Origin of the sequence: Oceanisphaera pacifica (assembly GCF_017498065.1) — a bacterium.
Taxonomy (GTDB): Bacteria; Pseudomonadota; Gammaproteobacteria; order Enterobacterales; family Aeromonadaceae; genus Oceanimonas; species Oceanimonas pacifica.
This window is the reverse complement of the sequence record NZ_JAGDFX010000001.1, coordinates 162,540-188,077: the sequence shown is the minus strand read 5'-3', so window position 1 is coordinate 188,077 and position 25,538 is coordinate 162,540. Positions and strand designations below refer to the sequence as shown.

Below are 25,538 nucleotides of genomic sequence, written 5' to 3'. Positions count from 1 at the left end.
TATCAGTCGGTAATAAACAAATCGAGTAGGCGGTTTAAAAAGCGCCGGCCTAATGGCGTAACTTGCCAATGCTGCTCTGTTTCTTCGAGCAGTGTTAGGCGCAATGCCTCTGCCAGTGGCGCTTGCAGCCGCGTGAGCGACAGGCCAGTGCGCTGCGTAAAGTCTTGTTTGGGAATAGGCTCGAACAAGCGCAGTCGATTCATAAAGTATTCCAGCGACAGATCTTGCTCGGCAATGGCCCAATACTGATCTAAATAAGGTCGGTCGGCTTCTAAGTAACCTTTAGGGTGTTTTACCTTAACGGTGCGCACCAGCTTATTTTCTAGTGGTAGCGTAATTTTGCCATGAGCACCACAGCCAATGCCCAAGTAGTCGCCAAAGCGCCAATAATTAAGGTTATGTTGTGCCTCAAAGCCAGGCTTAGCGTAGGCCGACACTTCATATTGCTGATAACCATTGGCTAATAATAAGGCATGCCCTTGGTCATAAATATCAGCCAAGGTGTCATCTTCAGGCAGAGTGGGTGGGCGCGAAGCAAAAGGCGTATTAGCTTCAATGGTCAGCTGATACCAAGATAAATGGGGCGGCGCTAATGCTATTGCCTGCTCCAAATCAGATAAAGCATCATTTAGGCTTTGATCGGGTAAGCCGTGCATTAAATCCACGTTAAAGCTGGTTAGGCCGACATTCGCCGCTTCTTGGGCGGCAAAACGCGCTTGCTCAGGGTCGTGAATACGGCCTAAGCGGGTGAGCTTTTCTGGCTGGAAGCTTTGAATGCCAATCGAAATACGATTAACGCCCGCGGCTTTAAAGCCGGCAAAACGCCCAGCCTCCACTGTGCCTGGGTTGGCTTCTAGTGTGATTTCCATCTCTGGCTGAAATGGAATTAAGGCTGCTATTCCAGCTAATAAGCGCGCGATCGCCTCAGGGCTCATCAGGCTTGGGGTGCCACCGCCAATAAAAATACTGTGCAACGCTCGGCCTTGAACAAAGTGCAGGTCTTGGCGTAAATCCTCTAACAAGGCGGCAATATAAGCCTGCTCCGGAATTGCCTCTTTTAGGGTATGAGAATTAAAGTCGCAATAGGGGCATTTTTGCACGCACCAAGGAATATGCACATAAAGACTCAGTGGAGGAAGGTGCATTATACAGACTCAGTTAGGTATAGGGGGTGTGCTTGCAGCAAAGCTTGTAGCTGGCGCAAGGCTTTTCCTCTGTGGCTTAGGCTATTTTTTTCAGCCGCCGTTAACTCAGCGGCGGTTTTATTCATCTCTGCGACCCAAAAAATGGGATCGTAACCAAACCCTTGGCCACCTTGGGGGTGAGTGGTGATGCCTCCCTCCCAAGTGCCTGTGCAAATGAGTGGCGTGGGATCCTGGGCGTGGCGCATTAATACCAATACACACCAAAAAGTGGCTTGGCGCTGCTCACTAGGCACTCCCTCAAGCTGGCTTAATAATAACTCAAGGTTTTGTTGATCGGTGGCTTGTTCACCGGCAAAGCGAGCCGAATACACCCCTGGGCGACCATCGAGTGCACGCACACTAATACCTGAGTCATCGGCAATGGCTGGTAAGCCGGTGATACTGGCGGCATGGCGGGCTTTTATAATGGCGTTTTCTACAAAAGTGGTGCCGGTTTCTTCTGCGTCTATAACGGCGAATTCGCTTTGCGCAATGACGGTAAGATTAAGCTCACCCAGTAGGCTCTGTAATTCAGCTATTTTTTTGGCATTGCCTGAGGCTAATACTATCTTTTGACTCATGATTGTCTCATTTCTGTGTGCACTAGATTTAGCCGCCTTCGGTATGTGGTAACTGACCGCTGATAGCTTACGGCTTAACGCTGCCCGTAGGGTGTGATTAATCCGTATAAAAGGTGTGTCTAAAAGACAGTTCGCCACCCTGTTTGGGGCCGCTAATATCGATGGTAAACAACACATTGTCTTCATTACGGTAGGGATATTGAGCAATGTAATAAATAGCGTCCCCTTCACGTATGGTCTGAAATTCTAACGCGCGCTCTGTGCCTAACAAGGTTTTTCCGTTGCCGGTTAAGTTCACTTGCACCGCTTTGCCGTTTTCATCTAATACCGCAATATTTAATAGGCCATTGTAGCGGCTACGCTCAATGCGATTAGCACGGGCTACGTCTGGTGTTAAAAAGGTAGAGGGCAGGGCGTTGTAATGTACAGTCCAGCTACCTATGGTTGTTTGTTCAGCATGAGCTTGGCTTGATAGCGCTAAGCCCAAGCTCAACAGTAAGGTGGTGACTATGTGTTTAAACATCATATATCCCTTATTGGTGTGTGACGAAATGAATGAAGGGGCGAGTCAACGTAAGTTTAGGTAGATTTAGGCAAATATTCACTTAGTGTGGCTGGAATATTTTGCGGTGAATGAATTACTACGCGCTTATGTCGACTGTTATGGCCCGATAGCAATTGCACCTGAGATGGTGCGACTTTGCACTGTTTTGCCAGCCATTTTAAAAGGTGTGCGTTAGCCTTGCCATCGACAGGGGGAGCGGTAATGGCAACTTTTAACTCGTCTCCCACCATGGTGACGATACGGTCACGGCTTGTTTTAGTTTGTACATACAGACTTAAATACAAGGTATCTTGCACTAAACGCACAGCCGATTTTATGGGCTCAGACATACAGGCTCAGCGTTACAGCTGCCACCATAAAGGGCCAATTAAATCGCCCATTAAAAAGTTAAGTACCTGCAAAATAATAAAGGCCACTAACATAGACAAGTCCAAGCCGCCCATGGCTGGAATAATGCGGCGAATTGGGGCAAGCAATGGCTCGGTTAATTGAAAGAGTAAATATTCAATGGGGTTATTGCCTTGGCTGACCCAGCTAAGAAGGGCGCGAACAATCATCACCCAAAACAGCATGGTACCGGCGGTTTTTAGTACACTTAGTGCCCCCACCAACAACATGGTGCCCCAGCTAGCATCCATGATATGTAATGCTTTAAACAGCACCAGCTTTAGGGTGGCTACTAATATTGCCAATAATACCGCGGCCATATCAATGCCAAAAAAGCCAGGAATAACGCGACGTAAGGGCTTAAGAACGGGGTTGGTGGCTTTAACGACAAACTGGCTAACTGGGTTATAAAAGTCGGCTCTCGCCAGCTGTAACCAGATTCGCATCAGCACTATCATTAGGTAAAGGTTACATATCGTATTAATAAGAAAGTAAGCGGTATTCATCAAGGTTCCTTAGAGCTGAGTTTCTAGTTCGCGGGCGCGTGTTACGGCGGCAGTCATGGCATTGGCAACCAAGTGTTCTAGGCCTTGCTCTTGAAAGTGCGCAATGGCTTGGGCCGTAGTGCCCCCTTTAGAGGTCACTTGAGCCCTGAGCTCGCCCAGTCCCGTATCAGGATTTGCGACCACCATATTGGCGGCACCTAGGGCGGTTTGCTGTACTAAGAGGCGTGCGTCTTGCTCGCTAAAGCCAGACTGAATTGCGTGTGCTGCCATGGCTTCCATAAACAAGAAAAAATAGGCAGGAGCGCTGCCCGCAGCGGCAATAATATGGTTAATGCCGTCTTCTTCATCCACCCATAATGTTTTACCCACAGCTTGCATCATATGCTCGGCATAATCGCGATCGCCTTGACTAATGTTGGGGCGAGCATATAAGCCGGTCATGCCCAAGCCCAGCAAGGAAGGAGTATTGGGCATGGTACGAATAATGCGCGTTTGCCCAGTCATTTCTTGTAAACGTGCCACATTAATACCAGCCGCAATGGAGATCAGCAAGGTATTATCAAGCTTGGCTCCTTGTGCTTGTAAATCAGCCAACATGCTCGCCATCATTTGTGGCTTAACGGCCAACACTACTGCTTGAGCCCACTCAAGAGCCTGGCCATTATCTTGGCTGATATGAATACCAAAATCAGCCGCTAATTTCTCAAGCTTACTTATTGAAGGGTTTGTTGCCATAATCAAATGAGCGGGATAGCCTGCTTGTATTAGCCCAGAGATAAGGCTGCGCGACATATTCCCCGCCCCAATAAAGGCCAGTTTTTTTTCTTCTATTACAGACTGAGGGTCCATTACTGATTACTCACACGTTGCGAGAGCCAAAAATAGCCGTGCCCACCCGCACTAGGGTGCTGCCACAGGCTACTGCGAGTTCGAGATCGTTACTCATTCCCATAGACAAGGTATCTATTGTGGGATGTTTTTCTGCCATTCTATCAAACAGTTGTCGTAACTCTACTAATTGCGCACTGAGTTTTTCGTTATCATCAGTGGCTTCAGGTATCGCCATAATGCCCCGTAAGCATAATCTAGGGAGTTTGGCGATGTCAGCCGCTAAGACTTCAGCTTCAGTAATAGATAAACCTGACTTGCTGGCTTCTTGGCTAATATTGACCTGTAAACAAATATTAAGCGCGGGCAAATGTTCAGGGCGCTGTGCACTGAGACGCTCGGCAATTTTAAGGCGACTAACACTTTGCACCCAGTCGAAGGCCTCGGCCACGGGTTTGGTTTTATTAGACTGCAAAGGGCCAATTAAATGCCAGACAATATCGGGGCAATCGGCGCGTAAGCTGGCTATTTTATCAAGTGCTTCTTGTACATAATTCTCACCAAACTGACGCTGGCCAGCTTGATAAGCGGTGAGTACACCCGCGGCAGGTTTGGTTTTGCTGACCGCGAGTAATTGTACGGTATCGGGATGGCGATCACAGGATATAGCCGCATTAGATATTCGGTCGTGCACTAAGTGCAGCTGTTGTAAGATAGTATTCATATGAGTAATAAACCAAGTGCTGCAGGGAGAGATTAATGGACATTACGGAATTATTGGCCTTTAGTGTAAAGCATAACGCCTCGGATCTGCACCTATCAGCGGGTGTATCGCCACAAATACGTGTAGACGGTGAAGTACGTAAAATTAACTTGCCCGTGCTAGAGCATCAAGAAGTGCACCGTTTGGTGTACGACATTATGAATGATCGCCAGCGTAAAGAGCTGGAAGATAATCTAGAAGTGGATTTTTCTTTTGAGCTGCCTGACTTGGCGCGCTTTCGTGTTAACGCCTATCACCAAGCGCGAGGAGCGGCTGCGGTATTTCGGGTGATCCCCAGTGAAGTGCTGAGTTTAGATCAACTCGGTGGGCCTGAAATCTTTCGACGTATCGCTGAATATCAGCGAGGGTTAGTACTAGTCACAGGCCCCACAGGTTCAGGTAAATCGACCACGCTTGCCGCTATGGTTGATCATATTAATGAGAATTATAATAAGCATATCCTGACTATTGAAGATCCGATTGAGTTTGTACACGCCAATAAAAAGTGTTTGGTCAACCAGCGTGAAGTACACAGAGATACGCACTCTTTTAGTCAAGCGCTGCGCTCATCGCTACGGGAAGATCCCGATATTATTTTGGTGGGGGAGCTGAGAGATTTAGAAACCATTCGCTTAGCGCTAACGGCTGCAGAAACCGGGCACTTGGTGTTTGCCACCTTGCACACCTCGTCGGCGGCCAAAACCATAGACCGTATTGTGGATGTGTTTCCTGGGGCGGAAAAAGACATGGTAAGATCCATGCTCTCAGAGTCGCTGCGCGCAGTTATTTCACAAACACTATTACGAAAAGAGGGCGGGGGACGCGTAGCGGCACACGAAATTATGTTAGGGACGCCGGCCATTCGTAACTTAATTCGCGAAGATAAAGTGGCGCAAATGTACTCAGTTATTCAAACCGGTATGGCGCATGGTATGCAAACTATTGATCAATGTTTAAAAACACTGGTAAATAGCGGCATAGTGACAGCGGCAGAGGCACGCTTAAAAGCGACGGATCCGCAAAATATTTAATAACGGGAGACCCTAATGCAATTAACGCCGTTATTGCAGGCCATGGTAGAGCAGCAGGCATCGGATTTATATATTTCTGTGGGTGTGCCGCCCATGATAAAAAGTCATGGCACCCTAGTGCCGGTTGGTGAGCATAAGCTAACAGCTGAAGACTCTCTGGCTTTGGTTAACTCTTGCTTAACCAAAGAGGGCTATCAGCACTTTCATCATGACAAAGAGGCCAACTTTGCCATTAGTGATCAGCAATATGGGCGTTTTCGGGTTAGTGCATTTTGGCAGCAAGAAAAAGCGGGCATGGTTATTCGCCGCATCGAAAGTAAAATTCCCTCTTTTGAAGAACTCTACTTGCCCGACAGTTTGCGTGAGATTGCCATGGCCAAGCGGGGACTGGTGTTATTTGTGGGGGGCACGGGTACCGGTAAGTCGACCACCCAAGCGGCCATGATTGGTCATCGAAATCGTCATGCTGATGATCATATATTGACCATTGAAGATCCGGTGGAGTTTGTGCACCAGCACGACCGCTCCATTATTACGCAACGTGAAGTGGGCATAGATACTGAATCCTTTGAAGCGGCACTTAAAAGCTCGCTACGCCAAGCCCCTAATGTGATTTTGATTGGTGAAATACGCTCAGAAGAAACCATGGGCTATGCCTTAGCCTTTGCCGAAACTGGGCATTTATGTATGGCGACCTTGCATGCCAATAATGCCAACCAGGCGATCGATAGGATCATGCACTTGGTGCCAGAAAGTAAGCACCGTCAATTACAGTTTGATTTATCCTTTAACCTAAAAGCCATAGTGGCACAGCAGTTGATTCCTACTCAAGATGGCGGTAAGCGCCGAGCGGCGTTTGAAGTATTGCTAAACACTCCCCTAATGGCAGATTTAATACGCCAAGGTGAAATGCATCGTTTAAAAGAAGTCATGAGTAAGTCACGAGAGCAAGGGATGCAAACCTTCGATCAGGCCTTGTTTGATTTATATACCCAACATCATATTGGTTACAGCGAAGCCTTGGCCTATGCCGACTCCCCGAACGATCTACGTTTAATGATCAAGCTGCAAGGCGGCAATCAAGGGCTAGATGCAGGCTTACTTGATAATGTGACTATTGAATCTGATTAACCCAAGGGCTTATCTTTAAACACTAAGCGCTTTTTTATAACAATGTAGAGGTAATGCATGCTAATTGTTGTCTCACCTGCTAAAACGCTCGATTACGATACACCGCCTGTGGTGAGTGATTACACACAGCCTGAGCTATTAAGCGAAGCGGCATTACTGATTGAGCGAGCGCGAGCGCTTAGCCCGGCAGATATTGGTAAGCTGATGAAAATTAGCGATAAGTTGGCAGGGTTAAATGCCGCTCGTTTTGCCGACTGGCAGCCTAACTTTACTCCAGAGAATGCCAAGCAAGCCTTATTAGCGTTTAAGGGCGATGTGTATACAGGGCTAGATGCCGAGACCTTAACCCAAGACGATTTTGCCTTTGCTCAAGATCATTTTCGTATGCTGTCGGGATTATATGGGTTATTGCGCCCGCTCGATTTAATGCAGCCTTACCGCCTAGAAATGGGTACCAAGCTTGAGAATGAGCGTGGCAAAGACTTGTATGCCTTCTGGGGAAATATTATTACCGATAAGCTCAATGCTGCGTTAGCGGCACAGGGCGATAATGTGTTGATCAACCTCGCTTCTAATGAGTACTTTAAGGCAGTACTGCCCAAGCGGCTCGAGGGGCAAATTATTACCCCTATCTTTAAAGATTGTAAGAATGGTCAATATAAGGTGATTAGCTTCTATGCCAAAAAGGCTAGAGGCATGATGGCCCGTTATATTATTCAGCATCAACTTACAGAGGTGAGTCAGCTGACCGACTTTGATACTGCGGGCTATTACTTTGTTGAAGCGGAGTCGAGTGCGACTGAGCTGGTGTTTAAGCGCGAAGAGCAATAGCGTTTTGGCCGCGATTAAAAAAAGCAAAAAAGTATGAACCTTACGGCTTTGTTGTACTCCTACTTATGTGCTTACTGAATTTGAAGACTCTCTCTTCTTCCTCTTTTGACCGGTCCTAATGGGCCGGTTTTTTTATACCTGGGCTGCGGTCACTTTCATGGTTATGCAATAAAAACAAAAAAAGCCGGAACCTTTCGGCCCGGCTATGCTCTTAATCAGTGTGCTTACTGAATTTGAAGACTCTCTCTTTCTTCACACTTTTGACCGGTCTTAATAGGCCGGTTTTTTTTATGACTGAAGGCGAAAAACGTTACTGATCCCACATGCTTTTCGCATTATCTATTTTGCGTCGTCCATGGGCGAGTATGCGGCGGTCTTGCTCGTCGGGCGGCCAGCGTAATAAATCTCGTCTATCTAAAATCTGCCGCCTTTGTCGTTGCCGCCGCTCCATGCCTGAGTAATATTTAAGTAACATAACGCCACCAATGATTGTAAAACTAAGCTTACATAACATTAAGTGTAGTCAATATGACTCAGGCTGGCGCTGATATTTGACGGCGCTTGTGACTAAACTACTGTGCTTTGGGCTTAGACTTTTTCGCCTTGCTGGGATTCGCCGCCGCTTCTGCTTTAGCGATTGCCCACTTAGGCTTACCCTTAGCTTTGGTATCGCGCGCGCGTACTTTCTCTTTTTTAAACGGCTCAGTCTTTTTCTTCAACTTACGGCCCGTCTCTTTTTTCTTACGCGAGCTTACTTTGGCTTCTTTATGCATGGGTCTTAACCCATCAATAAAGCGACGCTTAAGCGGCTCTTCGGTGTATTTTTCTATTTTTACCAGCAGCGGCATATCATGGGCTTCAACCAAGCTAATAGCGGTGCCTTTTTCGCCTGCGCGGCCGGTGCGGCCAATACGGTGCACATATACATCGGCGGTGCGCGGCAAGTCGTAGTTAATGACATGGCTAACTTGGGGTAAGTCGATACCACGCGACGCCACATCGGTGGCCACCAAGATATTCACGCGGCCAATACGAAAGCGACCTAAGGCTTCAACGCGTTTTTCTTGCTCCATTTCGCCGCGTAACCAAGCGTTATGTAAGCCTTCTTGCTGTAAACGGCTGGCAAGCTCCATTAAGCGATCACGGGTTTTAACGAAGATAATGCTGCGCGTGACCTCTGGTTGGCGTAATAAATGGGTGAGCAGGGCAAACTTATGCTCAGGATCGTCTGCCATGTGCACCCATTGATTAATCTTTTTACGCTCACTGCGCGGTGGCTCAGCACTCAGCTCGACTGGGGCTTTAAGTAGGTCGGCGGCAAAGCTGGTTAAGCCTTTGCCTTCTAATGTGGCCGAAAACAGCAGTGTTTGGCGGCGCCAGCGCGCTTCCGCTGCAATGCGGTCTACGTCTTGAATAAAGCCCATATCTAGCATGCGATCGGCTTCATCTAGCACCAGCATTTCAATATCACGGCAATCAAAACTTTCTTCATCAATATACTGCAATAAGCGCCCAGGGGTAGCGACCACAATATCGGTGGTTTTGGTTAATGCTGGTAAGTGCTGACTTTCGTGTACGCCACCGGTGATTACTTCAACCCGCAATGGGGTGTGCTTAAGTATGCGTTTGGCATCGTCACCAATTTGTATCGCCAACTCACGGGTGGGCGTTAATATTAAAATACGCGCAGGGCCGGCTTGGCGGCGGGGAAAGTCCAACAAGTGTTGGCTAATGGGCAATAAAAATGCCGCTGTTTTGCCTGTCCCTGTGGGGGCAGAGGCCAAAATATCCCGGCCGCTCATGGCTTCGGGAATCACTTGGCTCTGAATGGTGGTCGGCTTTGCATAGCCCATTTCAGTGAGTGCGCGGACTAAAGTAGGGTCCAGCTCCAGTTGCTCGAAGGTCATACTGCTCATGATCGGTCTCGGTCAGTCTAAAAGGCAGGTATTATAGGGGAATTAGAATCAAAAAACCTGACAGGATCAAGATGAGTAGCCGTGGTTTTACATTTAAGCAGTTTCATATCAATCATGACTGCTGTGCCATGAAAGTGGGCACAGATGGTATTTTGCTGGGGGCATGGGCCAATATTCAGGGTGCAAAGCGTATTTTAGACATAGGCACTGGCTCGGGGTTAATTGCCTTAATGCTGGCGCAACGCGCTGATAACGCACAGATAACGGGGTTAGAGCTAGACCCTGCGGCCGCCAAACAGGCGGCCAGTAATGCTCAGTCCTCGCCTTGGGCTCATCAAGTGAATGTTGTGCAAGGCGCTTTGCAGCAATATGTGGCGAGTGCTTTCGACCTTATAGTGAGTAACCCGCCGTATTTTGAACACGGGCAAGCGTTTATTGATGCAGCCCGCGGCCAAGCTCGCCATCGAGCAAGCCTTAGCTTGGCGGCATTATTTAGCCATAGTCGACGGTTATTAACCGATACCGGCAGTTTAATACTGGTGTTACCCCACCAGGCGCTAACCGAGGCTCTTGCCCAGGCGGTTGAACAGGAGCTGCATTTGGTAAAAAAGTGCGCCGTGTTTACCAAAGAGGGGAAGCCAGCAGGGCGCTTTTTATTACATTTTAGTGTTGTGAACCGTGCGCTTGAAGATGATTACTTGGTTATTCATAGGCATGATGGCACATATAGTGAGTCGTATGTGTCTCTGGTATCGCCTTTCTATCTGAAGATGTAAATTTTGTCTTGAATCTGCTTTTCACATCATTATGCTACTAGCTTGCTCGGCGGCCGTTAGAAACTCGCATTATACGATAGGTATCTGGTGGTAAGTCGTCCCATCTTGATCGTTGTTTAAGCGAAGCCCACATTAATGTGGGCTGCCCGCACTGAGGACCCCTGTGAACAAGTCTCTATCTACCTTTGATATTTTAGGCTTAGGTTTTATGACCTTTGCGTTCTTTTTGGGTGCCGGAAATATTATTTTTCCGCCCATGACCGGCTTTTTAGCGGGTGAGCATTTAACCAGCGCCATGGCAGGCTTTTTGCTAACGGGCGTTGGTTTGCCGCTGGTTACGCTCGTGGCCGCGGCACTGGCTGGCGGTGGCCTGCCCACCATGGGCCGCTATTTGCCGCCGGTGGTTGTTACCGTGATGGCCACGGCCATTTTTATTATTATTGGCCCCGCTTTTGCCGCACCGCGTACCGGATTAGTGGCCTATGAAATGAGCTTAAAGCCGTTTCTGTCCCATCCAGATCAATATACATTAACCTTGTACACCATTGGCTTTTTTGGCTTGGTGCTCTTGTTATCGCTCAACCAAGGGCGATTACTTGATGCCGTGGGTAAAGTATTAACGCCCATTTTATTGCTGTTATTAATCGGCTTGGCGTTAGCGGTGTTTATTAGCCCTCAAGGCACTCAGCCTCCGGTGTCTGAGGTTTACTTAACGGCTCCCTTCGTCAAAGGTTTTATCGAAGGTTATAACACCATGGACACCTTTGCTGCGCTGATCTTTGGGATGTTTATCTTAGATGTACTGCGTGATAAAGGCGTAACCGATGGCCGTGCTCAATCTCGTTACTTGATGATAGCCGCGCTGATTGCCGCCGTGGGTTTAGGCTTTGTTTATATTTCGTTATTTATTTTAGGGGGCACCAGCTTAGGGGTGGCAGACTCGGCGACCACTGGCGCTGAAATTATCAGTGCCTATGTGCTGTCGCTCTTTGGCCCTGCAGGGTTATGGATTTTAGCGGCCATTGTTTCTTTGGCCTGTTTAACCACAGCCGTTGGCTTGGTGTCGGCCTGTGCGGATTATTTTTATCGTTTAACCCATCAGTTAAGTTATCGCATTTGGGTGATCATTAATGCATTGGCCTGCATGTTGGTGGCTAATGTGGGGTTAGATACGTTAATTTCGGTCTCTGTGCCGGTATTAGTTACCTGTTATCCGGTTGCGGTGGCCTTGGTATTGGCCACTTATTTACGCCCGTTAATGCGCGCACCTGTGTTGGCGTATCGGTTAATTATGTCGGTGGCGCTAGTGTTTGGTATTTTGGATGGCTTGCATGCGGTGGGATTAAACATGAGCCTAGTATCTTGGCTGCCGATGTTTGACATCGGCATGGCGTGGGTTATTCCCACTGCCATAGCCACCGCCCTTGGCTTGGCCATACCAACACGCAAGCAAGAAGTGCAATGTTAAATGCTTAATTTTTAATGTTGAATAACAAAACCCCGCCTTGCCGTATCTTTGGTGAGCCTACGGCAAAGGTATATTTGGTTTTATCTTTTGTAAATATCCTGTTGGACGTCAAGGCTTTGCACTACATTGTTATGCGCCCTTATTTCGTCTTTGCGAGCGTAGCGCGGCAATCCATTTTAAAAGAAGGGCTGACATCTAACGCTGACCGCTTTACGTAAAGAAAAACTGCGGTTTTGTTTTTTAGTCAGGCGCTCAGCGTAAAGCGTATAGAAAACCGGAAGCTCAGAGCTGGAAGCGGTAAGCTAAACAAAAACACTGAGGCATTTTTATTTTTGGTTTTACTTCCGGCTTCTAGCTTCAAGCTTATTACTGTCTGTTAAATGGATTGCCGCGTCGTTGCACTCCTCGCAATGACCAAAGGGGGCCGCTCGGGCTTTTCATTCAACATTAAGCATTAAGAATTCAACACTCTCGCGCAGCGAGCTAGATTGTTGAGATTTCCTCTAAAATTTGTGCTACCCAAGTTTCAATGCGCGGGTCTGTGTCGTCGTACTGGTTGGCTTCATCTAAGGATAAACCCACAAAATACTCACCATCGGGTGTGAGCGCTTTAGAGGCTTCAAATTCATAGCCTTTATTTGGCCAATAACCCACCACAGTGGCGCCTTGGGCAATCACCTTATCGTGCAATAGGCCCAGCGCGTCTTGAAACCACTCGCCATAGCCCAATTGATCACCCATGCCAAACAGCGCCACCACATGACCGCTAAGATCTAAGGTGTCTATGTCGTTCCAATGGGACTCCCAGTCTTCTTGTAGCTCGCCAAAGTCCCATGTAGAAATACCAAACACAATAATGGGGTAGTCTTGGGCGCGCGCTAGGGGCACATCCTTGATATTATGCAAATCAACCAAATCTGCACCCAGTTGCTCGCCTATTTTTTCGGCGGCTATTTCTGTGTAGCAGGTGGTTGAACCGTAAAATAAACCGATATTCATAAAACCCCATGATGGCTATGTGCTAATAGCGCTATGATAACAGAAGCTTTTCTATGAGCGGAGTCTGACACCCAATGAGTTACCCTTTAGTTGAACAATTTGTTGATGCGCTCTGGTTAGAAAAAGGGCTGTCGGATAATACCTTGGCCTCTTATCGCAGTGATTTAACCCATTTCTCTCGCTGGTTAGATGACTCCGGCCAAAGTCTATTGTCTGTTGATGGGGTAAGCCTGCAAACCTACTTAGCTCAGCGAATTGACTCCGGATTTAAAGCCAGCAGCACGGCGCGCATGTTGAGCGTATTGCGCCGCTTTTTTCAGTATTTGCACCGTGAGCAATTACGCCCTGATGATCCTAGTATTTTAATTGCCGGCCCTAAGTTACCCACGCGTTTGCCAAAAGGCTTGAGTGAGCAGCAAGTGCTTAATTTATTAGACGCCCCTGAAGTGGAAGATCCGATAGAGCTACGTGATAAAGCCATGTTGGAACTGCTGTATGCCACGGGCTTGCGAGTCACTGAATTAGTGAGCTTGTCGATGGAAAGTATCAGCTTGCGCCAAGGGTTAGTTCGGGTAGTAGGTAAGGGTAATAAAGAGCGATTAGTACCCATGGGCGAAGAAGCATTGCACTGGTTAGATCGCTATTTAAAAGAGGCGCGGGCCGCCTTATTAGGCGAGCAGCTATCGGATGTGGTGTTTCCGTCGCGTCGCGTCCGACAAATGACCCGACAGACCTTTTGGCATCGCATAAAACTTTATGCGCAGCGTGCTGGTATTGGTGGTGACTTATCTCCGCACACCTTGCGCCACGCCTTTGCCACCCATTTGCTTAACCACGGTGCCGACTTGCGAGTGGTACAAATGCTACTGGGTCACTCGGATTTATCCACCACCCAAATTTATACCCACGTGGCTACCCATCGCCTGAATGCCTTGCATGAAGAGCATCATCCGCGAGGGTAGGGCACAGCGCCGAGCACCAAGCGCCCGGCGCCAAGCTAAAGATGAGCGTTAAAGACTAAAGGTTTTCTCGCAACGGAACCCGCGGAATCCACGGAAAAATAGAGATCAGATCTGAAAGAGATTTAATAGTTAAAGCTAAGACCTACAGTGCTTAGAGTTTGTCTTAGCTGATTGCTTACAGCTGACTGTTTAAAGTTTTATTTTAGCTCTTACCAATAAAATATCTTGGCACTTTTCGATCTTGTCCCCTCTTAATTTTTCCGTGGGTTTAGCGGATTCCGTGGCAAAAGTGGGGTTGGGTTGTTGTTAGCTGGGCGCTGCGCTTACCGTTGCAAAAAACGTGCGGCGCGGTTAGTGTTGCACTCCTGTTTATATAACCAGTATCAAACCACTATTGCCATGACTTCATCTCGCCTTAATATTCGCCGCCGCTCTATTGCCGAACACCAATTACCTGCCGATTTATCGCCACTCATACAACGCTTGTATGCCAGCCGTGGCGTGGTTAAACCCGAACAGCTTAACTTAGGGGCGGCAAATTTACTTAAGCCCAAATTTAAAGGCATGAGCGAGGCGGTAAAGGTACTTGAGCAAGGCTTAAATGAGCAGCGTAATATCGTGATTGTTGGCGACTTCGATTGCGACGGCGCCACTAGCTCAGCACTTATGGTGCATGGGCTGCGCGCCATGGGAGCCAAACGTGTGCAATATTTGGTGCCCAACCGCTTTGATTATGGCTATGGCTTAAGTCCGCAAGTGGTGGAGGAGGTAGCTGCCATGGGCGGCGAGTTACTGATCACCGTTGATAATGGTATTTCTAGTGTCAGTGGAGTGGCCGCGGCTAATGCCCGCGGTATGCAGGTGATAGTGACCGATCATCACCTGCCCGGATCTGAGGTGCCCGATGCGGCAGCGATTGTTAATCCCAACCAAGATGGCTGTGACTTTCCCTCTAAAAACCTCGCCGGTGTTGGCGTGGCCTTTTACTTACTGCTGGCGCTGCGTGCGGCATTAACCGAGCATGGCTGGTTTACGCGCTTGGGTATTGCCGCCCCCAATATGGGCGAGTATTTAGATTTAGTGGCGCTAGGGACTGTGGCAGACGTGGTGGCGCTGGACGAAAATAACCGCGTATTAGTGCATCAAGGTTTGCAGCGTATGCGCGCGGCACGGGTGCGCCCAGGTATTCAGGCACTGCTTGATATCTCACAACGTAATCAGTCGCGCTTAGTAGCCAGTGATTTAGGCTTTGCCTTGGGCCCACGGCTTAATGCAGTCGGGCGCTTGGATGATATGTCGATGGGGGTGGCGTGTTTGTTAAGTGAAAACTTAGATGAAGCGCGCAAGCTTGCGGCCATGATGGATGATCTTAATCGTGAGCGAAAAGCCATTGAAGCCAGCATGCAAAATGAGGCCTTGGCCACGTTAACTAAAATAAATATTAGCGATGGTGAGCTACCCAACGGCTTAGTCTTGCATCAAGACGATTGGCATCAGGGTGTAGTGGGCTTGGTGGCCTCACGAATTAAAGAACGTTACTACAGACCGGTGATTGCCTTTGCCGAAGCCGGAGACGACGAACTAAAAGGTTCGGGGCGCTCCATTCCTGGGGTGCACTTGCGCGACTTGCTAGAAGAAGTTGACCGCCAGCACCCTGGCATTATTGATAAGTTTGGTGGCCATGCCATGGCGGCAGGCTTATCCTTAACTAAGTCGGCGCTGGCGCCCTTTAAGCAGGCATTTGAAGCCATAGTGGCAGATTGGGTAAGCCCTGAATTACTGACTGGTGAAATTGTCAGCGACGGCGAGCTAAATGCAACAGAGCTAACCTTACTCATTGCCGAGCAAGTACGCTCTGCAGGTCCTTGGGGGCAGTCATTTCCTGAGCCTTTATTTGATGGTGAATTTCGCGTGGTTCAACAGCGCTTAGTGGGCGAAAAACACTTAAAACTGGTGCTCAGTGCTGATGAAGGCCGCACCTTAATAGACGCCATTGCCTTTAATATTGACCTAAGTGTGTGGCCGAATGCGGCCATTAATAAGGTGCAACTCGTTTATAAGCTGGATATCAACGAATGGCGCGGCAAACAGTCGCTACAACTGATTGTGGATAAAATAGCGCCGCTTTAGCCACTGCGTGGGAATGTTGAAGCTACGTCTGTCAGAAGATCGGCTTGGGTATTAGGCTCAAAGACAAAGTGCGAGATACCGAGGTTGTCATGCTGGGCCACAACTCGGTATCGGTAAGACGGCATAAGTTGAAAGCCACGTTACGGTGAAGTACGTATAACGCTGGTTTAGTTGAGTGCAGTATCTATACACTCAATTTTGCCCCGGCCCAAGCTCACTTTTCCTTGGCGCTCTAACTCCTTTAAGAGCCGATTTACGACCTCGCGAGCTGTGCCTAATTCAACGGCCAGCTCTTGATGAGTAATGACGATTGAACCTAAGGCGGCGCTGTGTTAGCCATTCTTCTAAGCGCTGATCCATACGTCGAAAGGCCACTTCTTCCACTAGCATCATCAAGTCATCGAGTCGCTTTCCATAAGAAGCTAATACCCGATAGCGAAACTCACTCGACTCACCCATCATGCGATTAAATAAGCCACACGGGATTAATATCGCCTGAGCTTCTTGCTCCACTTGGCTTCTGCTCGATAACCAGTACCGCTAATCAAGCAACCAATAGACAAGGTGCACATGTCGTTTTTAGCCATGCGATACAAGACAATGCCGTTACCCGATGCACCTATCATTTGCACCTTAATTGAGCCTGATAACACCACAGGTAAGCCTGGGCATTGTTCGCCCGCGCCAAATACCCTTTGTTCGGCGGCTAAAGTCATCACCTGACATTGCCGCTTGGCCTGCGCTAATAAATCTGGCGATAACGAATCAAAAATAGCGTGGGTCAACATGGTTTAAATTATTCCCTATCTAATTGCTAGCTTTCAGCTGATCGCTTTGTGTTCCTTGTGTTCCTTATGTGACTTTATCACCGAGTGGTGATTAAGAAAGACGTAAAGTACAGATAAGCTAAATTTATAGCGCACCCTGTACTGAATAGGAGCACAGCAATGAAAGTAAATATGGGAAATATCGACAGAGCATTGCGCGTTATCGTGGGGTTGGCACTGATTGCCATCGTATTTGTTGGCCCGCAAACGCCATGGGGTTGGTTAGGGCTTATTCCACTGGTCACGGCGCTAATGGGTAATTGCCCAGCCTACTCTATCCTTGGAATAAAAAACTGTAAAATCAAATAGACAGTGCTAGGCACACAAACAAAATAGGGAGCCAATTTGGCTCCCTATTTTATTTTAATGATGACTTATGATGTTAAAGCGTAAACGAGCTCACTAAGCCATTAAGTTCACCGGCTTGCTTACTTAAGTCTTTTGACTGTGCAAGAGACTGCTCGGCATCGTCAGCAAGTTCATCGGCCACATCTTTAATGGTGGTGGTGTTCTGGGTAATTTCACCTGTCACTTGGCTTTGCTCTTCAGCGGCAGTCGCAATTTGGCTAGCCATATCTGAAATTAAGCTGACAGCCGTGGTTATCTCAGTCAGTGCCGCTGCGGCAGCTTCTGCATCCTCAACACTCAACTCTGCTAAGTTGCGGCTGGTTCCCATCAGTTCTACCGCTTCTGTGGTGGCTTGCTGTAAGGTAGTAATGGTCACTTGTATTTCTTGGGTTGAAGCGTGAGTACGTTGTGATAACACTCGAACTTCATCTGCCACTACGGCAAAGCCTCTTCCTTGCTCACCCGCTCTGGCTGCTTCAATGGCGGCGTTAAGTGCTAATAAGTTTGTCTGTTCAGCAATATCTTGAATAGTCGAAAGAACTCCAGAAATATCTCTAGCGTGGTTATCAAGACGTTGCATAACCGAAGCGGCATTGACCATTTCTTCTGACAACGAAAGAATAGAATCGCGGGTTTTATTGACCTGCTGTTTACCATGAGCGGTGCTGGTGCTCGACTGTTGAGCCGCAGTCGCGGTTTGTTCAGCGTTGTTGGCAATTTCTTGGGTGGCTGACGACATTTCAGTGACGGCGGTGGCGACCATGGTCACTTCTTGCTGTTGGCGAGTTAACTCAGACACGGTTTGGTTAGCCCGTTCTGTGGCCTGTTCGGCATTGGTGCCTAGTTGTACCGCTTGGTGGCGTATTTGACCGATTAGTTCTGCTTGGCTAGCTACAAAACGATTAAAGTTAGTGGCGAGCGTACCCACTTCATCTTGGCTTTGAATTTCAATGCGACGGGTTAGGTCTCCTCGGCCGTCGGCAATTTGCTCTAGCGCTTTAGATACCCACAATAAAGGAGTCAGTAACCATTGCACTAATAAGCTAATGAATATTGAAGCCACAACAATTACCGCTGTCGCAATACCAAGCTGTTGCAATAGCATAGGAGTTAATGGCGCTTCGAGAGCGGCTTTATCCAGCATCATGAGTAGTTGCCAGTCGGTGCCTGGTACCGACTGGCTATACACCAATTTATCTTGCCCCTGAAACTCGATCGGCGATAGTTTAGTGCTTTGTTCCCATTTGCTTTGATTACTTACAGTAATATCCTTGTCTATTTGTGACGCCGGTTTTAATAGTAAGGTTTCATCTTTATAGGCAATCACAGTACCGTCTTTACTCAGCATCATGGCATAGCCTTTAGCGGGTAACTTAATAGCATTAACATCTTCAATCAGTGTTTTGATTGCCACGTCACCGCCTATTACGCCACTAAATCTACCATTAATATTCACTGGAGCAGCTAAAGAGACTACAGTACCTAGGCCCGCGGCATCTTCATAAGGGGCTGTCATAATGGCGCCCTTTTCTGCAATGGCTGCTTTATACCAAGGTCGGGTACGAGGATCGTAACCGGTGCGATCAACGCTTGGGTCACTGTCGTGCATCACTCCCTCTTTACTACCAAAGTAGCTAATCGCAAAGTTTCCTGCACTATAGGTTTGTTGCAAAGAGGGAAGCGGTGCTTTATCAAACTGTTGGCCGGCGGCGGCGAGCAGGCGGTGGCGAACATCAAGCCAGCGCTTTATTTTTTCGCCTTCACGCTCACTTAGCTCAGCAACCAAGGTGGTATAGTCTTTGTATAATTGTGACTTAAGATTATAAAAACTGATTGCACTTAATGCGGCCACCGTAATGGTGAGTGCGACAATAAAGCTTAGCAGTATTTTATGCTTTAGTTTTAGTTTGTTCATTCTGACTATCTCTGGCAAGGGGGTATTTTTTAGTGTGGCAGACTAAGTATAAAGGCTTAGCTAATGTCTTCATAGTAGAGAGCAGCTAGCAAATCGAATGCAATGTTATTCGATTTGCTATTTATGGTGCGGCCCCTGTTTAAAGGAAGAACTCACGAAATATGCTGGCAGCTTGCTGTGTTTGTGTGTGGTTTTCGGTAGAATCTAGCCAAATGTTGGCAGATAGCCAAATACACTCAGTACAATAGAGAGTCATGTGAGCATGTTTGAAGTAAACCCTGTGAATAATAAACTTAAGGAGCTGTCTGAACGGGCCGAGCTTCTTAGGGGGTACCTTTGACTATGACGCTAAAAAAGAGCGTTTAGAAGAGGTGAACGCCGAGCTAGAACAGCCGGATGTCTGGAATGAGCCCGAGCGTGCCCAAGCACTGGGTAAAGAAAGAGCGTCGTTAGAAACCATTGTAAATACCTTAGCTGGCCTAGATCAAAGCGTGCAAGATATTAGCGAGCTGGTTGAGCTGGCGGTGGAAGAAAACGACCAAGAAACCTTTGATGAAGCACAAGCCGATGTTGAAGTGCTCGATAAGCAGTTAGTTGAGCTTGAGTTTCGCCGCATGTTTTCTGGCGAGCAAGATGCTTCTGACTGCTATATGGACTTACAATCTGGTTCGGGCGGCACCGAAGCGCAAGACTGGTGTAATATGGTGCTGCGCATGTATTTGCGCTGGGGCGAAGCCAGTGGCTTTAAAACCGAGATTATTGAATTATCTGACGGTGATGTTGCTGGTGTTAAGTCGGCGACCATTAAATTTAGTGGTGAATACGCCTTTGGCTGGTTGCGTACCGAGTCTGGCGTGCACCGTTTAGTGCGCAAATCGCCGTTTGACTCCGGTGGCCGTCGTCATACGTCGTTTTGTTCGGCCTTTGTCTATCCTGAAATTGACGACAATATTCAAATTGATATCGACCCGTCAGATATTCGTACCGATACCTACCGTGCCTCAGGGGCGGGGGGGCAGCACGTTAACCGAACCGACTCAGCGGTGCGTTTAACCCACGAGCCCACCGGTATTGTGGTGCAGTGTCAAAATGACAGATCGCAGCATAAAAACCGTGATCAGGCGATGAAACAGCTTAAAGCTAAGCTGTATGAATTTGAGCTGCAAAAGCAAAACGCAGAAAAGCAGGCCATGGAAGACAGCAAGTCGGACATTGGCTGGGGCAGTCAGATCCGCTCTTATGTGCTAGATGACTCACGCATTAAAGATTTACGTACTGGGGTAGAAACAAGTAATACCCAAGCGGTACTCGACGGTGATCTAGACAAATTTATTGAGGCCAGCCTCAAGTCTGGAATTTAAATCAGTTTTTATAAAGGCAAATCATGACAGAGCAAGTACAAGACGAAAACAAGCTGATCGCCGAGCGCCGTGCCAAGCTTGATCACATTCGTAAAGATTGTCCGGCTAACGGCCACCCTAATAATTTTCAGCGCGAGCACCTTAGTGCCGATCTGCAAGCCGAATTTGGTGAGCGAGATAAAGAGGCATTAGTAGAGCTGAATAAAACTGTGTCTGTTGCTGGGCGTATTATGGCCAAGCGTGGTCCCTTTTTAGCGCTACAAGATATGAGCGGCCGCATTCAGGCGTATGCCACTAAAGATGCGCAAAAGATCATTAAAGAGCAGTATACCGGCCTAGATATCGGCGATATTGTGGGCGTGACTGGCGTGTTAAATAAGTCGGGTAAAGGTGACTTATATGTCAGCATGGATAAATTTCAGCTGTTAACCAAGGCCCTGCGTCCGTTGCCAGAAAAGTTTCATGGTCTGTCTGATCAAGAAACCCGTTATCGCCAGCGCTACCTCGACTTGATCACCAACGAAAGCTCGCGCCACACCTTTCAGGTGCGCTCCCAAGTAGTGGCAGCCATTCGCCAGTTTATGAACGTAAACGGCTTTATGGAAGTAGAAACCCCCATGATGCAGGTAATCCCAGGCGGTGCTACGGCGCGTCCGTTTATTACCCATCATAATGCGCTCGATATGGACATGTATCTGCGTATTGCGCCTGAGCTATATTTAAAGCGCTTGGTAGTAGGTGGCTTTGAGAAGGTCTTTGAAATTAACCGTAACTTTCGTAACGAAGGACTATCGCCACGTCATAACCCAGAATTCACCATGATGGAGTTCTACTGGGCTTATGCCAACTATCAAGACTTGATGGACTTCACCGAAAACATGTTGCGCACCGTCACCACGCAAGTGCTGGGTAACTCGGTTGTACAATACGGTGAAGAAAGCTTTGATTTTGGTCAGCCCTTTGCGCGCCTTAGCATGAAGGACTCAATTTTAGAGTTTAACCCAGAGGTAACAGCAGAGCAGCTGGCTACTTTAGAGGCAGCAACGGCTGTGGCCGAAGGCTTAAAGATTAATGTCGAAAAAAGCTGGGGTTTGGGTCGTGTGATCACCGAGATCTTTGAAGAGACCGTTGAGCATCGCTTGATCCAACCGACTTTTATCACCGAATACCCAGCCGAAGTCTCACCGCTGGCACGTCGTGATGATAAGGATCCTAGCATTACCGAGCGCTTTGAGTTCTTTATTGGTGGTCGTGAAATAGCTAACGGTTTTGCCGAGCTTAATGACGCGGAAGATCAAGAACAACGCTTTAAAGAGCAGGTGGATCAAAAAGAAGCCGGCGACGATGAAGCTATGTTCTTTGACGAAGACTACATTACCGCTCTTGAACACGGTTTACCGCCCACTGCTGGCCAAGGTATCGGTATCGACCGTTTAGTGATGTTATTAACTGATTCACACACCATCCGTGATGTGATCTTGTTCCCGACTTTGCGCCCCAGCGCTAAGTAGCAACAGACTGTTAGTTGTGAAGAGTGAGGCGCAAAGCGTGATAGGGTAAGCGCCAACAACAAAAAAGGCGCTAAGGGTAAACCTTAGCGCCTTTTTCTATGGCTGTTCAGCAGCAATGGTACGGTTTCGCCCCTGCCTTTTCGCTTGGTATAAGGCTTGATCTGCGCGCTTGAATGTTTGGCTGATACTGGTTGGGCTGCCCGGCCAATATGCCACGCCTAAAGAGATATGCACCACCCCAACGTCATCGGGCATGGTATGCTGCGCAACCTGGTTGCGTAAGCGCTCAGCAATGATAAATGCTTCATCAGCGCTGGTGCTCGGCAATAATAGTATAAATTCTTCTCCACCCGTGCGACAAATAGCATCTTGCTGGCGGGCGTTGTTCTGCATTAATACTGCAAGCTCTTTTAATACATTATCGCCAGCATCATGGCCGTAATTATCATTAATATGTTTAAAAAAATCGATGTCGGTAGCAATTACAGAGAAAGTTTGAGTTTCTGATTCATATTGTTCGAGTAATTGCTGTAGGCCGCGCCTATTGAGCAGTGCAGTCATGGGGTCTGTATGACTATCGGTATGCAGCTGGCTAATTTTATCGTGTAATAATCCCATGCCTTTTAGAATGGCACGTTTTAATTGAGCTGCTTCATAAAACCAAGAGTGAATATTAATAATTTTTTGCTGACTGTCCTTGTTATCCATTACTCTTGCTTGATTTGCTAACTCTTGTAGTGGTTTAGATATAAAGCGCGCCGACAACCAAATTGCAATTAAAATAAGTAAAATTAATGGTATGCTTCGCAAAAAAACCTGCCATATATGATCATCTAATTCAGTTAAGGTTGCTTTAGTCGGCCTCTGACTAACCACCCCCCAACCTGCCCGTGTTATAGGGGCAAAGCCGGCTAACATATCTATGTCTGCCGAGTTTTTAATCGCATAAGCATCGGAGTGCTGCTTAACAACAGCATCAATAGCCGGATTATCAAAGACCTTTTCTCCCACACGTTGAGGATCTGGATGATAAATCAGCGTTTTATCTCCATCCACCACATATAAATAAGATCCATCATTATAATAGTGTTCACCTAAAATAGTATTAAGTAGATTGTCATGCTCTAAATAAATAGTGCCAGAGATATGGCCTTGATATTGTTTGTTTTCATCAAATATAGGGTGAGAAATACTGATAAGATAGTTGTCTGCTTTTGATATAAAAGGCTTTGTTATCAAAGGCTTTTTTAATTCATCTAGGTGCGAAATAGTAGGGTGAGCGACGACTTGCCCTTTTACAGGTAAGCTAATAGGAGCCACTTCTAATATTTTATTATGGATGTCGATGACAACAACAGAGTTGAACATAGCCGATTGTTTATACAGTCGGTTAATTTCACTCGCCAACTGTTTGGGCTTGTCTATTTTTGAGCTTAGCTGAGACGCACTATAGGCTAACTGGCTTTGAGCAGTGCTAAGAAATACATCGGTAATATTAGCCAGTTTAGAAGCATAAACGCGGTTTGCTTCTAAGGTGTTAGTGATCAGTAATTGACGCTGAATTTGATAGGTGGCATAAAAGCTATTACCCAATGTCATTAACACACTGGCAATCGCTAAGATGAGAATAAGTCCACGTAAGCGAAGTTTAGCAAACAAGGGAGTAGGCATGATGAGCGTCCATATTTTACTGAGCACTTATATAGTTCAGTGCTAGCACCCTACTCCTAATCGATAATAAGACTGATGGGTAAGCGCTAGTTTGGCAAAGTACTGGTGTTGTACATTGTGGAGTGAGAGTTTAACAGATCTTAAGCCTCGTTCGTATCATGTATTAGTCGAGCTGAGTCGCTTTACTAATCTTGCTTGGCCTTAGTGTCAGGATCGCGTTAGCATGGATGTTTATTAATTGATTTGGATAGCTGTATCTATGAGCGAAACTTGGACCCAAGCCGCCGTTATTTTTATTGTGGTTGTTGGTACTGTATTACTGTTAACCCTTATTGGTTTATCTGTTACGGGTATAAAAATGTACCGTGAGGATAAACGTCAGTCTGCACATAGCATTCGTCGAAATTATCCAATAATTGGTCGGTTTCGCTACATTTTTGAGCATTTAGGTGAGTTTTTTCGTCAGTACTTCTTTGCCATGGACCGAGAAGAAATGCCGTTTAACCGCGCGCAGCGCGCTTGGGTCTATAGAGCAGCTAAAAATGTAAATAACACAGTCGCATTTGGCTCAACACGAGATATCTCCAAACCCGGCACTTACTACTTTCTTAATTGTCCTTTTCCGACCCTAGAAAAAGACGCTGCCCAAACGCAGCCGATGCGCATTGGTACTCATTGTCGTACGCCTTATGATGCACCTTCATTTTTTAATATTTCGGCCATGAGCTTTGGCGCCTTATCTAAGCCTGCGGTTCAAGCCTTGAGTGAAGGCGCAGCTAAGGCGGGTTGCTGGCTTAACACCGGTGAAGGTGGTTTATCTAAATATCACTTAGCCGGTGGTGGCGATATAGTATTTCAAATTGGTACCGCTAAATACGGCGTACGTGATGAGCAGGGAAATTTGGATGACGAAAAGCTTAGGGCGCTGGCGGATCTTAAACAGGTAAAAATGTTTGAGATAAAACTTTCTCAAGGGGCGAAACCAGGCAAGGGCGGTATTCTACCAGCAGAGAAGGTCACCGCTGAAATTGCAAAAATTCGTGGTATTCCAGAAGGCGTGGCATCTATTAGCCCTAATCGTCACCCAGATATTGGTTGTATTGACACATTGCTCGATTTTGTGGCTCATGTGCGAGAAGTGACCGGCAAACCGGTGGGCTTTAAGTTGGTGCTGGGAACGACTAGCTGGCTTAAAGAGTTTTGTGAGCGGGTGACGGCGAGGGGTGTTGAATCTGCGCCTGACTTTATTACGCTAGACAGTTCAGACGGCGGTACGGGCGCGGCTCCTATGCCGCTAATGGACAGTGTCGGCTTGCCATTACGAGATAGCTTACCCTTGTTAGTTAACCAGCTTATTCGTTATCAACTTAGAGACCGAGTGCGCGTTATTGCCTCTGGTAAGCTTATTAATCCAACTGAAGTGGCGGCAGCAATTTGCATGGGCGCAGACTTTGTAACGTCGGCACGGGGCTTCTTATTTGGCTTGGGCTGTATTCAGGCCTTGCAGTGTAATAAAAATACCTGCCCTACGGGCATTACCACTCATAATCCTCGGTTGCAGCAGGGCTTAGTCTCTGATGTTAAAGCCACGCGTATTGCGCATTATCATAAAAACTTAGTGCATGAAATTGAAAGCATTGCTCATTCTTGTGGGGTGGCGGAGCCAAGGTTGCTCAACCGCGAACACGCCGCCGTGGTAGTGGATGGTGGTGCGGTGGCACTTAATCTGCTGTACCCAGAAACATCGCGCCGTTTAAAACCCGAAATCATGGAAAAAGGCAACTAATCATCAAGCTGGTGGTGAGTGATTAGGGTGGCGTGGTGAATAGTGAGGCGTGTGGTTAATA

Annotated in this window: 26 protein-coding genes; 11 read left to right on the top strand and 15 right to left on the bottom strand. The window is 47.4% G+C overall.

Going from position 1 to position 25,538, the window contains the following annotated elements:
• Window positions 1-2 precede the first annotated feature (2 nt).
• The 7 genes from hemW to J3U76_RS00860 form a co-directional block, all read right to left on the bottom strand.
• Window positions 3-1,148: a radical SAM family heme chaperone HemW gene (gene hemW, locus J3U76_RS00890; protein ID WP_208003890.1), complete on the bottom strand. Its 1,146-nt coding sequence runs from the start codon at window positions 1,146-1,148 to the stop codon at window positions 3-5.
• A complete protein-coding gene (locus tag J3U76_RS00885; RefSeq protein WP_208003781.1) occupies window positions 1,145-1,765 on the bottom strand; it encodes an XTP/dITP diphosphatase in 621 nt (206 codons plus the stop codon). The genes hemW and J3U76_RS00885 overlap by 4 nt, the downstream gene beginning before the upstream one ends.
• A 97-nt stretch (window positions 1,766-1,862) precedes the next feature.
• A complete protein-coding gene (locus tag J3U76_RS00880) occupies window positions 1,863-2,288 on the bottom strand; it encodes a DUF4426 domain-containing protein (protein WP_208003780.1) in 426 nt (141 codons plus the stop codon).
• Between the two features lie 56 nt (window positions 2,289-2,344).
• Entirely contained in the window at window positions 2,345-2,659 is a 315-nt protein-coding gene (locus tag J3U76_RS00875; protein WP_208003779.1) for a DUF167 family protein, read from the bottom strand.
• A gap of 12 nt (window positions 2,660-2,671) precedes the next feature.
• Window positions 2,672-3,223 (bottom strand): YggT family protein, encoded by a 552-nt coding sequence (locus tag J3U76_RS00870; protein ID WP_208003778.1) that lies wholly within the window; start codon window positions 3,221-3,223, stop codon window positions 2,672-2,674.
• A 9-nt stretch (window positions 3,224-3,232) separates the two neighbouring features.
• Window positions 3,233-4,054, bottom strand: a complete 822-nt coding sequence (gene proC / locus J3U76_RS00865) for a pyrroline-5-carboxylate reductase (protein WP_208003889.1) — start codon at window positions 4,052-4,054, stop codon at window positions 3,233-3,235.
• 28 nt (window positions 4,055-4,082) lie between these two features.
• Window positions 4,083-4,775 carry a YggS family pyridoxal phosphate-dependent enzyme gene (locus J3U76_RS00860; protein WP_208003777.1) on the bottom strand — a complete coding sequence of 231 codons (693 nt, stop codon included), beginning with the start codon at window positions 4,773-4,775 and terminating at the stop codon, window positions 4,083-4,085.
• A 35-nt stretch (window positions 4,776-4,810) separates the two neighbouring features.
• On the opposite strand from J3U76_RS00860, the gene J3U76_RS00855 reads away from it, so the two are divergent.
• From J3U76_RS00855 to yaaA, 3 genes are read left to right on the top strand one after another with little or no spacing between them, the layout of a single operon-like run.
• Window positions 4,811-5,845: a type IV pilus twitching motility protein PilT gene (locus J3U76_RS00855; RefSeq protein ID WP_208003776.1), complete on the top strand. Its 1,035-nt coding sequence runs from the start codon at window positions 4,811-4,813 to the stop codon at window positions 5,843-5,845.
• A 15-nt stretch (window positions 5,846-5,860) separates the two neighbouring features.
• Window positions 5,861-6,976, top strand: coding sequence for a PilT/PilU family type 4a pilus ATPase (locus J3U76_RS00850; RefSeq protein ID WP_208003775.1), 1,116 nt, complete (start codon window positions 5,861-5,863; stop codon window positions 6,974-6,976).
• Window positions 6,977-7,033: 57 nt separating this feature from the next.
• Complete coding sequence (yaaA, locus tag J3U76_RS00845; RefSeq protein ID WP_208003774.1) at window positions 7,034-7,807, top strand: peroxide stress protein YaaA; 774 nt, start codon at window positions 7,034-7,036, stop codon at window positions 7,805-7,807.
• 310 nt (window positions 7,808-8,117) lie between these two features.
• On the opposite strand, the gene J3U76_RS00840 is transcribed toward yaaA, so the two are convergent.
• Window positions 8,118-8,282, bottom strand: coding sequence for a hypothetical protein (locus J3U76_RS00840; protein WP_208003773.1), 165 nt, complete (start codon window positions 8,280-8,282; stop codon window positions 8,118-8,120).
• Window positions 8,283-8,379: 97 nt separating this feature from the next.
• A complete protein-coding gene (gene srmB, locus J3U76_RS00835) occupies window positions 8,380-9,723 on the bottom strand; it encodes an ATP-dependent RNA helicase SrmB (RefSeq protein WP_208003772.1) in 1,344 nt (447 codons plus the stop codon).
• A 71-nt stretch (window positions 9,724-9,794) separates the two neighbouring features.
• Between srmB and J3U76_RS00830 the strand changes: the two genes are divergently transcribed.
• Both J3U76_RS00830 and brnQ read left to right on the top strand, forming a co-directional pair.
• Window positions 9,795-10,499 (top strand): tRNA1(Val) (adenine(37)-N6)-methyltransferase, encoded by a 705-nt coding sequence (locus J3U76_RS00830; RefSeq protein WP_208003771.1) that lies wholly within the window; start codon window positions 9,795-9,797, stop codon window positions 10,497-10,499.
• A 163-nt stretch (window positions 10,500-10,662) separates the two neighbouring features.
• Window positions 10,663-11,967 (top strand): branched-chain amino acid transport system II carrier protein, encoded by a 1,305-nt coding sequence (gene brnQ / locus J3U76_RS00825; protein ID WP_208003770.1) that lies wholly within the window; start codon window positions 10,663-10,665, stop codon window positions 11,965-11,967.
• Between the two features lie 483 nt (window positions 11,968-12,450).
• On the opposite strand, the gene fldB is transcribed toward brnQ, so the two are convergent.
• Complete coding sequence (fldB, locus tag J3U76_RS00820) at window positions 12,451-12,966, bottom strand: flavodoxin FldB (protein WP_208003769.1); 516 nt, start codon at window positions 12,964-12,966, stop codon at window positions 12,451-12,453.
• Between the two features lie 74 nt (window positions 12,967-13,040).
• On the opposite strand from fldB, the gene xerD reads away from it, so the two are divergent.
• On the top strand, window positions 13,041-13,928 hold the full coding sequence (gene xerD, locus J3U76_RS00815; protein WP_208003768.1) for a site-specific tyrosine recombinase XerD: 888 nt from the start codon (window positions 13,041-13,043) through the stop codon (window positions 13,926-13,928).
• A 399-nt stretch (window positions 13,929-14,327) separates the two neighbouring features.
• Window positions 14,328-16,058 carry a single-stranded-DNA-specific exonuclease RecJ gene (recJ, locus tag J3U76_RS00810; protein WP_208003888.1) on the top strand — a complete coding sequence of 577 codons (1,731 nt, stop codon included), beginning with the start codon at window positions 14,328-14,330 and terminating at the stop codon, window positions 16,056-16,058.
• 167 nt (window positions 16,059-16,225) lie between these two features.
• Here recJ and J3U76_RS14700 read toward each other — a convergent pair whose 3' ends face one another.
• Genes J3U76_RS14700 through J3U76_RS00795 form a run of 3 tightly spaced genes read right to left on the bottom strand, consistent with a single transcriptional unit; the run spans window position 16,226 to window position 16,846 of the window.
• A complete protein-coding gene (locus J3U76_RS14700) occupies window positions 16,226-16,348 on the bottom strand; it encodes a helix-turn-helix domain-containing protein (RefSeq protein WP_424022288.1) in 123 nt (40 codons plus the stop codon).
• A complete protein-coding gene (locus J3U76_RS00800) occupies window positions 16,338-16,571 on the bottom strand; it encodes a cyclic nucleotide-binding domain-containing protein (RefSeq protein ID WP_208003767.1) in 234 nt (77 codons plus the stop codon). The genes J3U76_RS14700 and J3U76_RS00800 overlap by 11 nt, the downstream gene beginning before the upstream one ends.
• On the bottom strand, window positions 16,544-16,846 hold the full coding sequence (locus tag J3U76_RS00795; protein ID WP_208003766.1) for a Crp/Fnr family transcriptional regulator: 303 nt from the start codon (window positions 16,844-16,846) through the stop codon (window positions 16,544-16,546). Before J3U76_RS00795 ends, J3U76_RS00800 begins: the two co-directional genes overlap by 28 nt.
• Before the next feature lie 159 nt (window positions 16,847-17,005).
• Between J3U76_RS00795 and J3U76_RS00790 the strand changes: the two genes are divergently transcribed.
• Complete coding sequence (locus J3U76_RS00790; RefSeq protein WP_208003765.1) at window positions 17,006-17,194, top strand: YgaP family membrane protein; 189 nt, start codon at window positions 17,006-17,008, stop codon at window positions 17,192-17,194.
• A gap of 73 nt (window positions 17,195-17,267) precedes the next feature.
• On the opposite strand, the gene J3U76_RS00785 is transcribed toward J3U76_RS00790, so the two are convergent.
• Window positions 17,268-19,148 carry a methyl-accepting chemotaxis protein gene (locus J3U76_RS00785; RefSeq protein ID WP_208003764.1) on the bottom strand — a complete coding sequence of 627 codons (1,881 nt, stop codon included), beginning with the start codon at window positions 19,146-19,148 and terminating at the stop codon, window positions 17,268-17,270.
• A 262-nt stretch (window positions 19,149-19,410) separates the two neighbouring features.
• Here J3U76_RS00785 and prfB point away from each other — a divergent pair.
• Window positions 19,411-20,509, top strand: a protein-coding gene (gene prfB / locus J3U76_RS00780) for a peptide chain release factor 2 (protein WP_208003763.1) whose coding sequence is annotated in 2 segments (ribosomal slippage) — window positions 19,411-19,485 and window positions 19,487-20,509 — 1,098 coding nt in all. Because the reading frame shifts where the segments join, the coding sequence is not laid out codon by codon here.
• A 23-nt stretch (window positions 20,510-20,532) separates the two neighbouring features.
• The gene (lysS, locus tag J3U76_RS00775) at window positions 20,533-22,020 is read left to right on the top strand and encodes a lysine--tRNA ligase (protein ID WP_208003762.1); all 1,488 of its coding nucleotides are present in this window, start codon (window positions 20,533-20,535) and stop codon (window positions 22,018-22,020) included.
• 96 nt (window positions 22,021-22,116) lie between these two features.
• Here the strand turns inward: lysS and J3U76_RS00770 are convergent, their stop codons facing one another.
• A complete protein-coding gene (locus tag J3U76_RS00770; RefSeq protein WP_208003761.1) occupies window positions 22,117-23,691 on the bottom strand; it encodes a sensor domain-containing diguanylate cyclase in 1,575 nt (524 codons plus the stop codon).
• Between the two features lie 259 nt (window positions 23,692-23,950).
• Here J3U76_RS00770 and J3U76_RS00765 point away from each other — a divergent pair, with 259 nt between their 5' ends.
• Window positions 23,951-25,477: an FMN-binding glutamate synthase family protein gene (locus J3U76_RS00765; RefSeq protein ID WP_208003760.1), complete on the top strand. Its 1,527-nt coding sequence runs from the start codon at window positions 23,951-23,953 to the stop codon at window positions 25,475-25,477.
• Window positions 25,478-25,538: the final 61 nt, after the last annotated feature.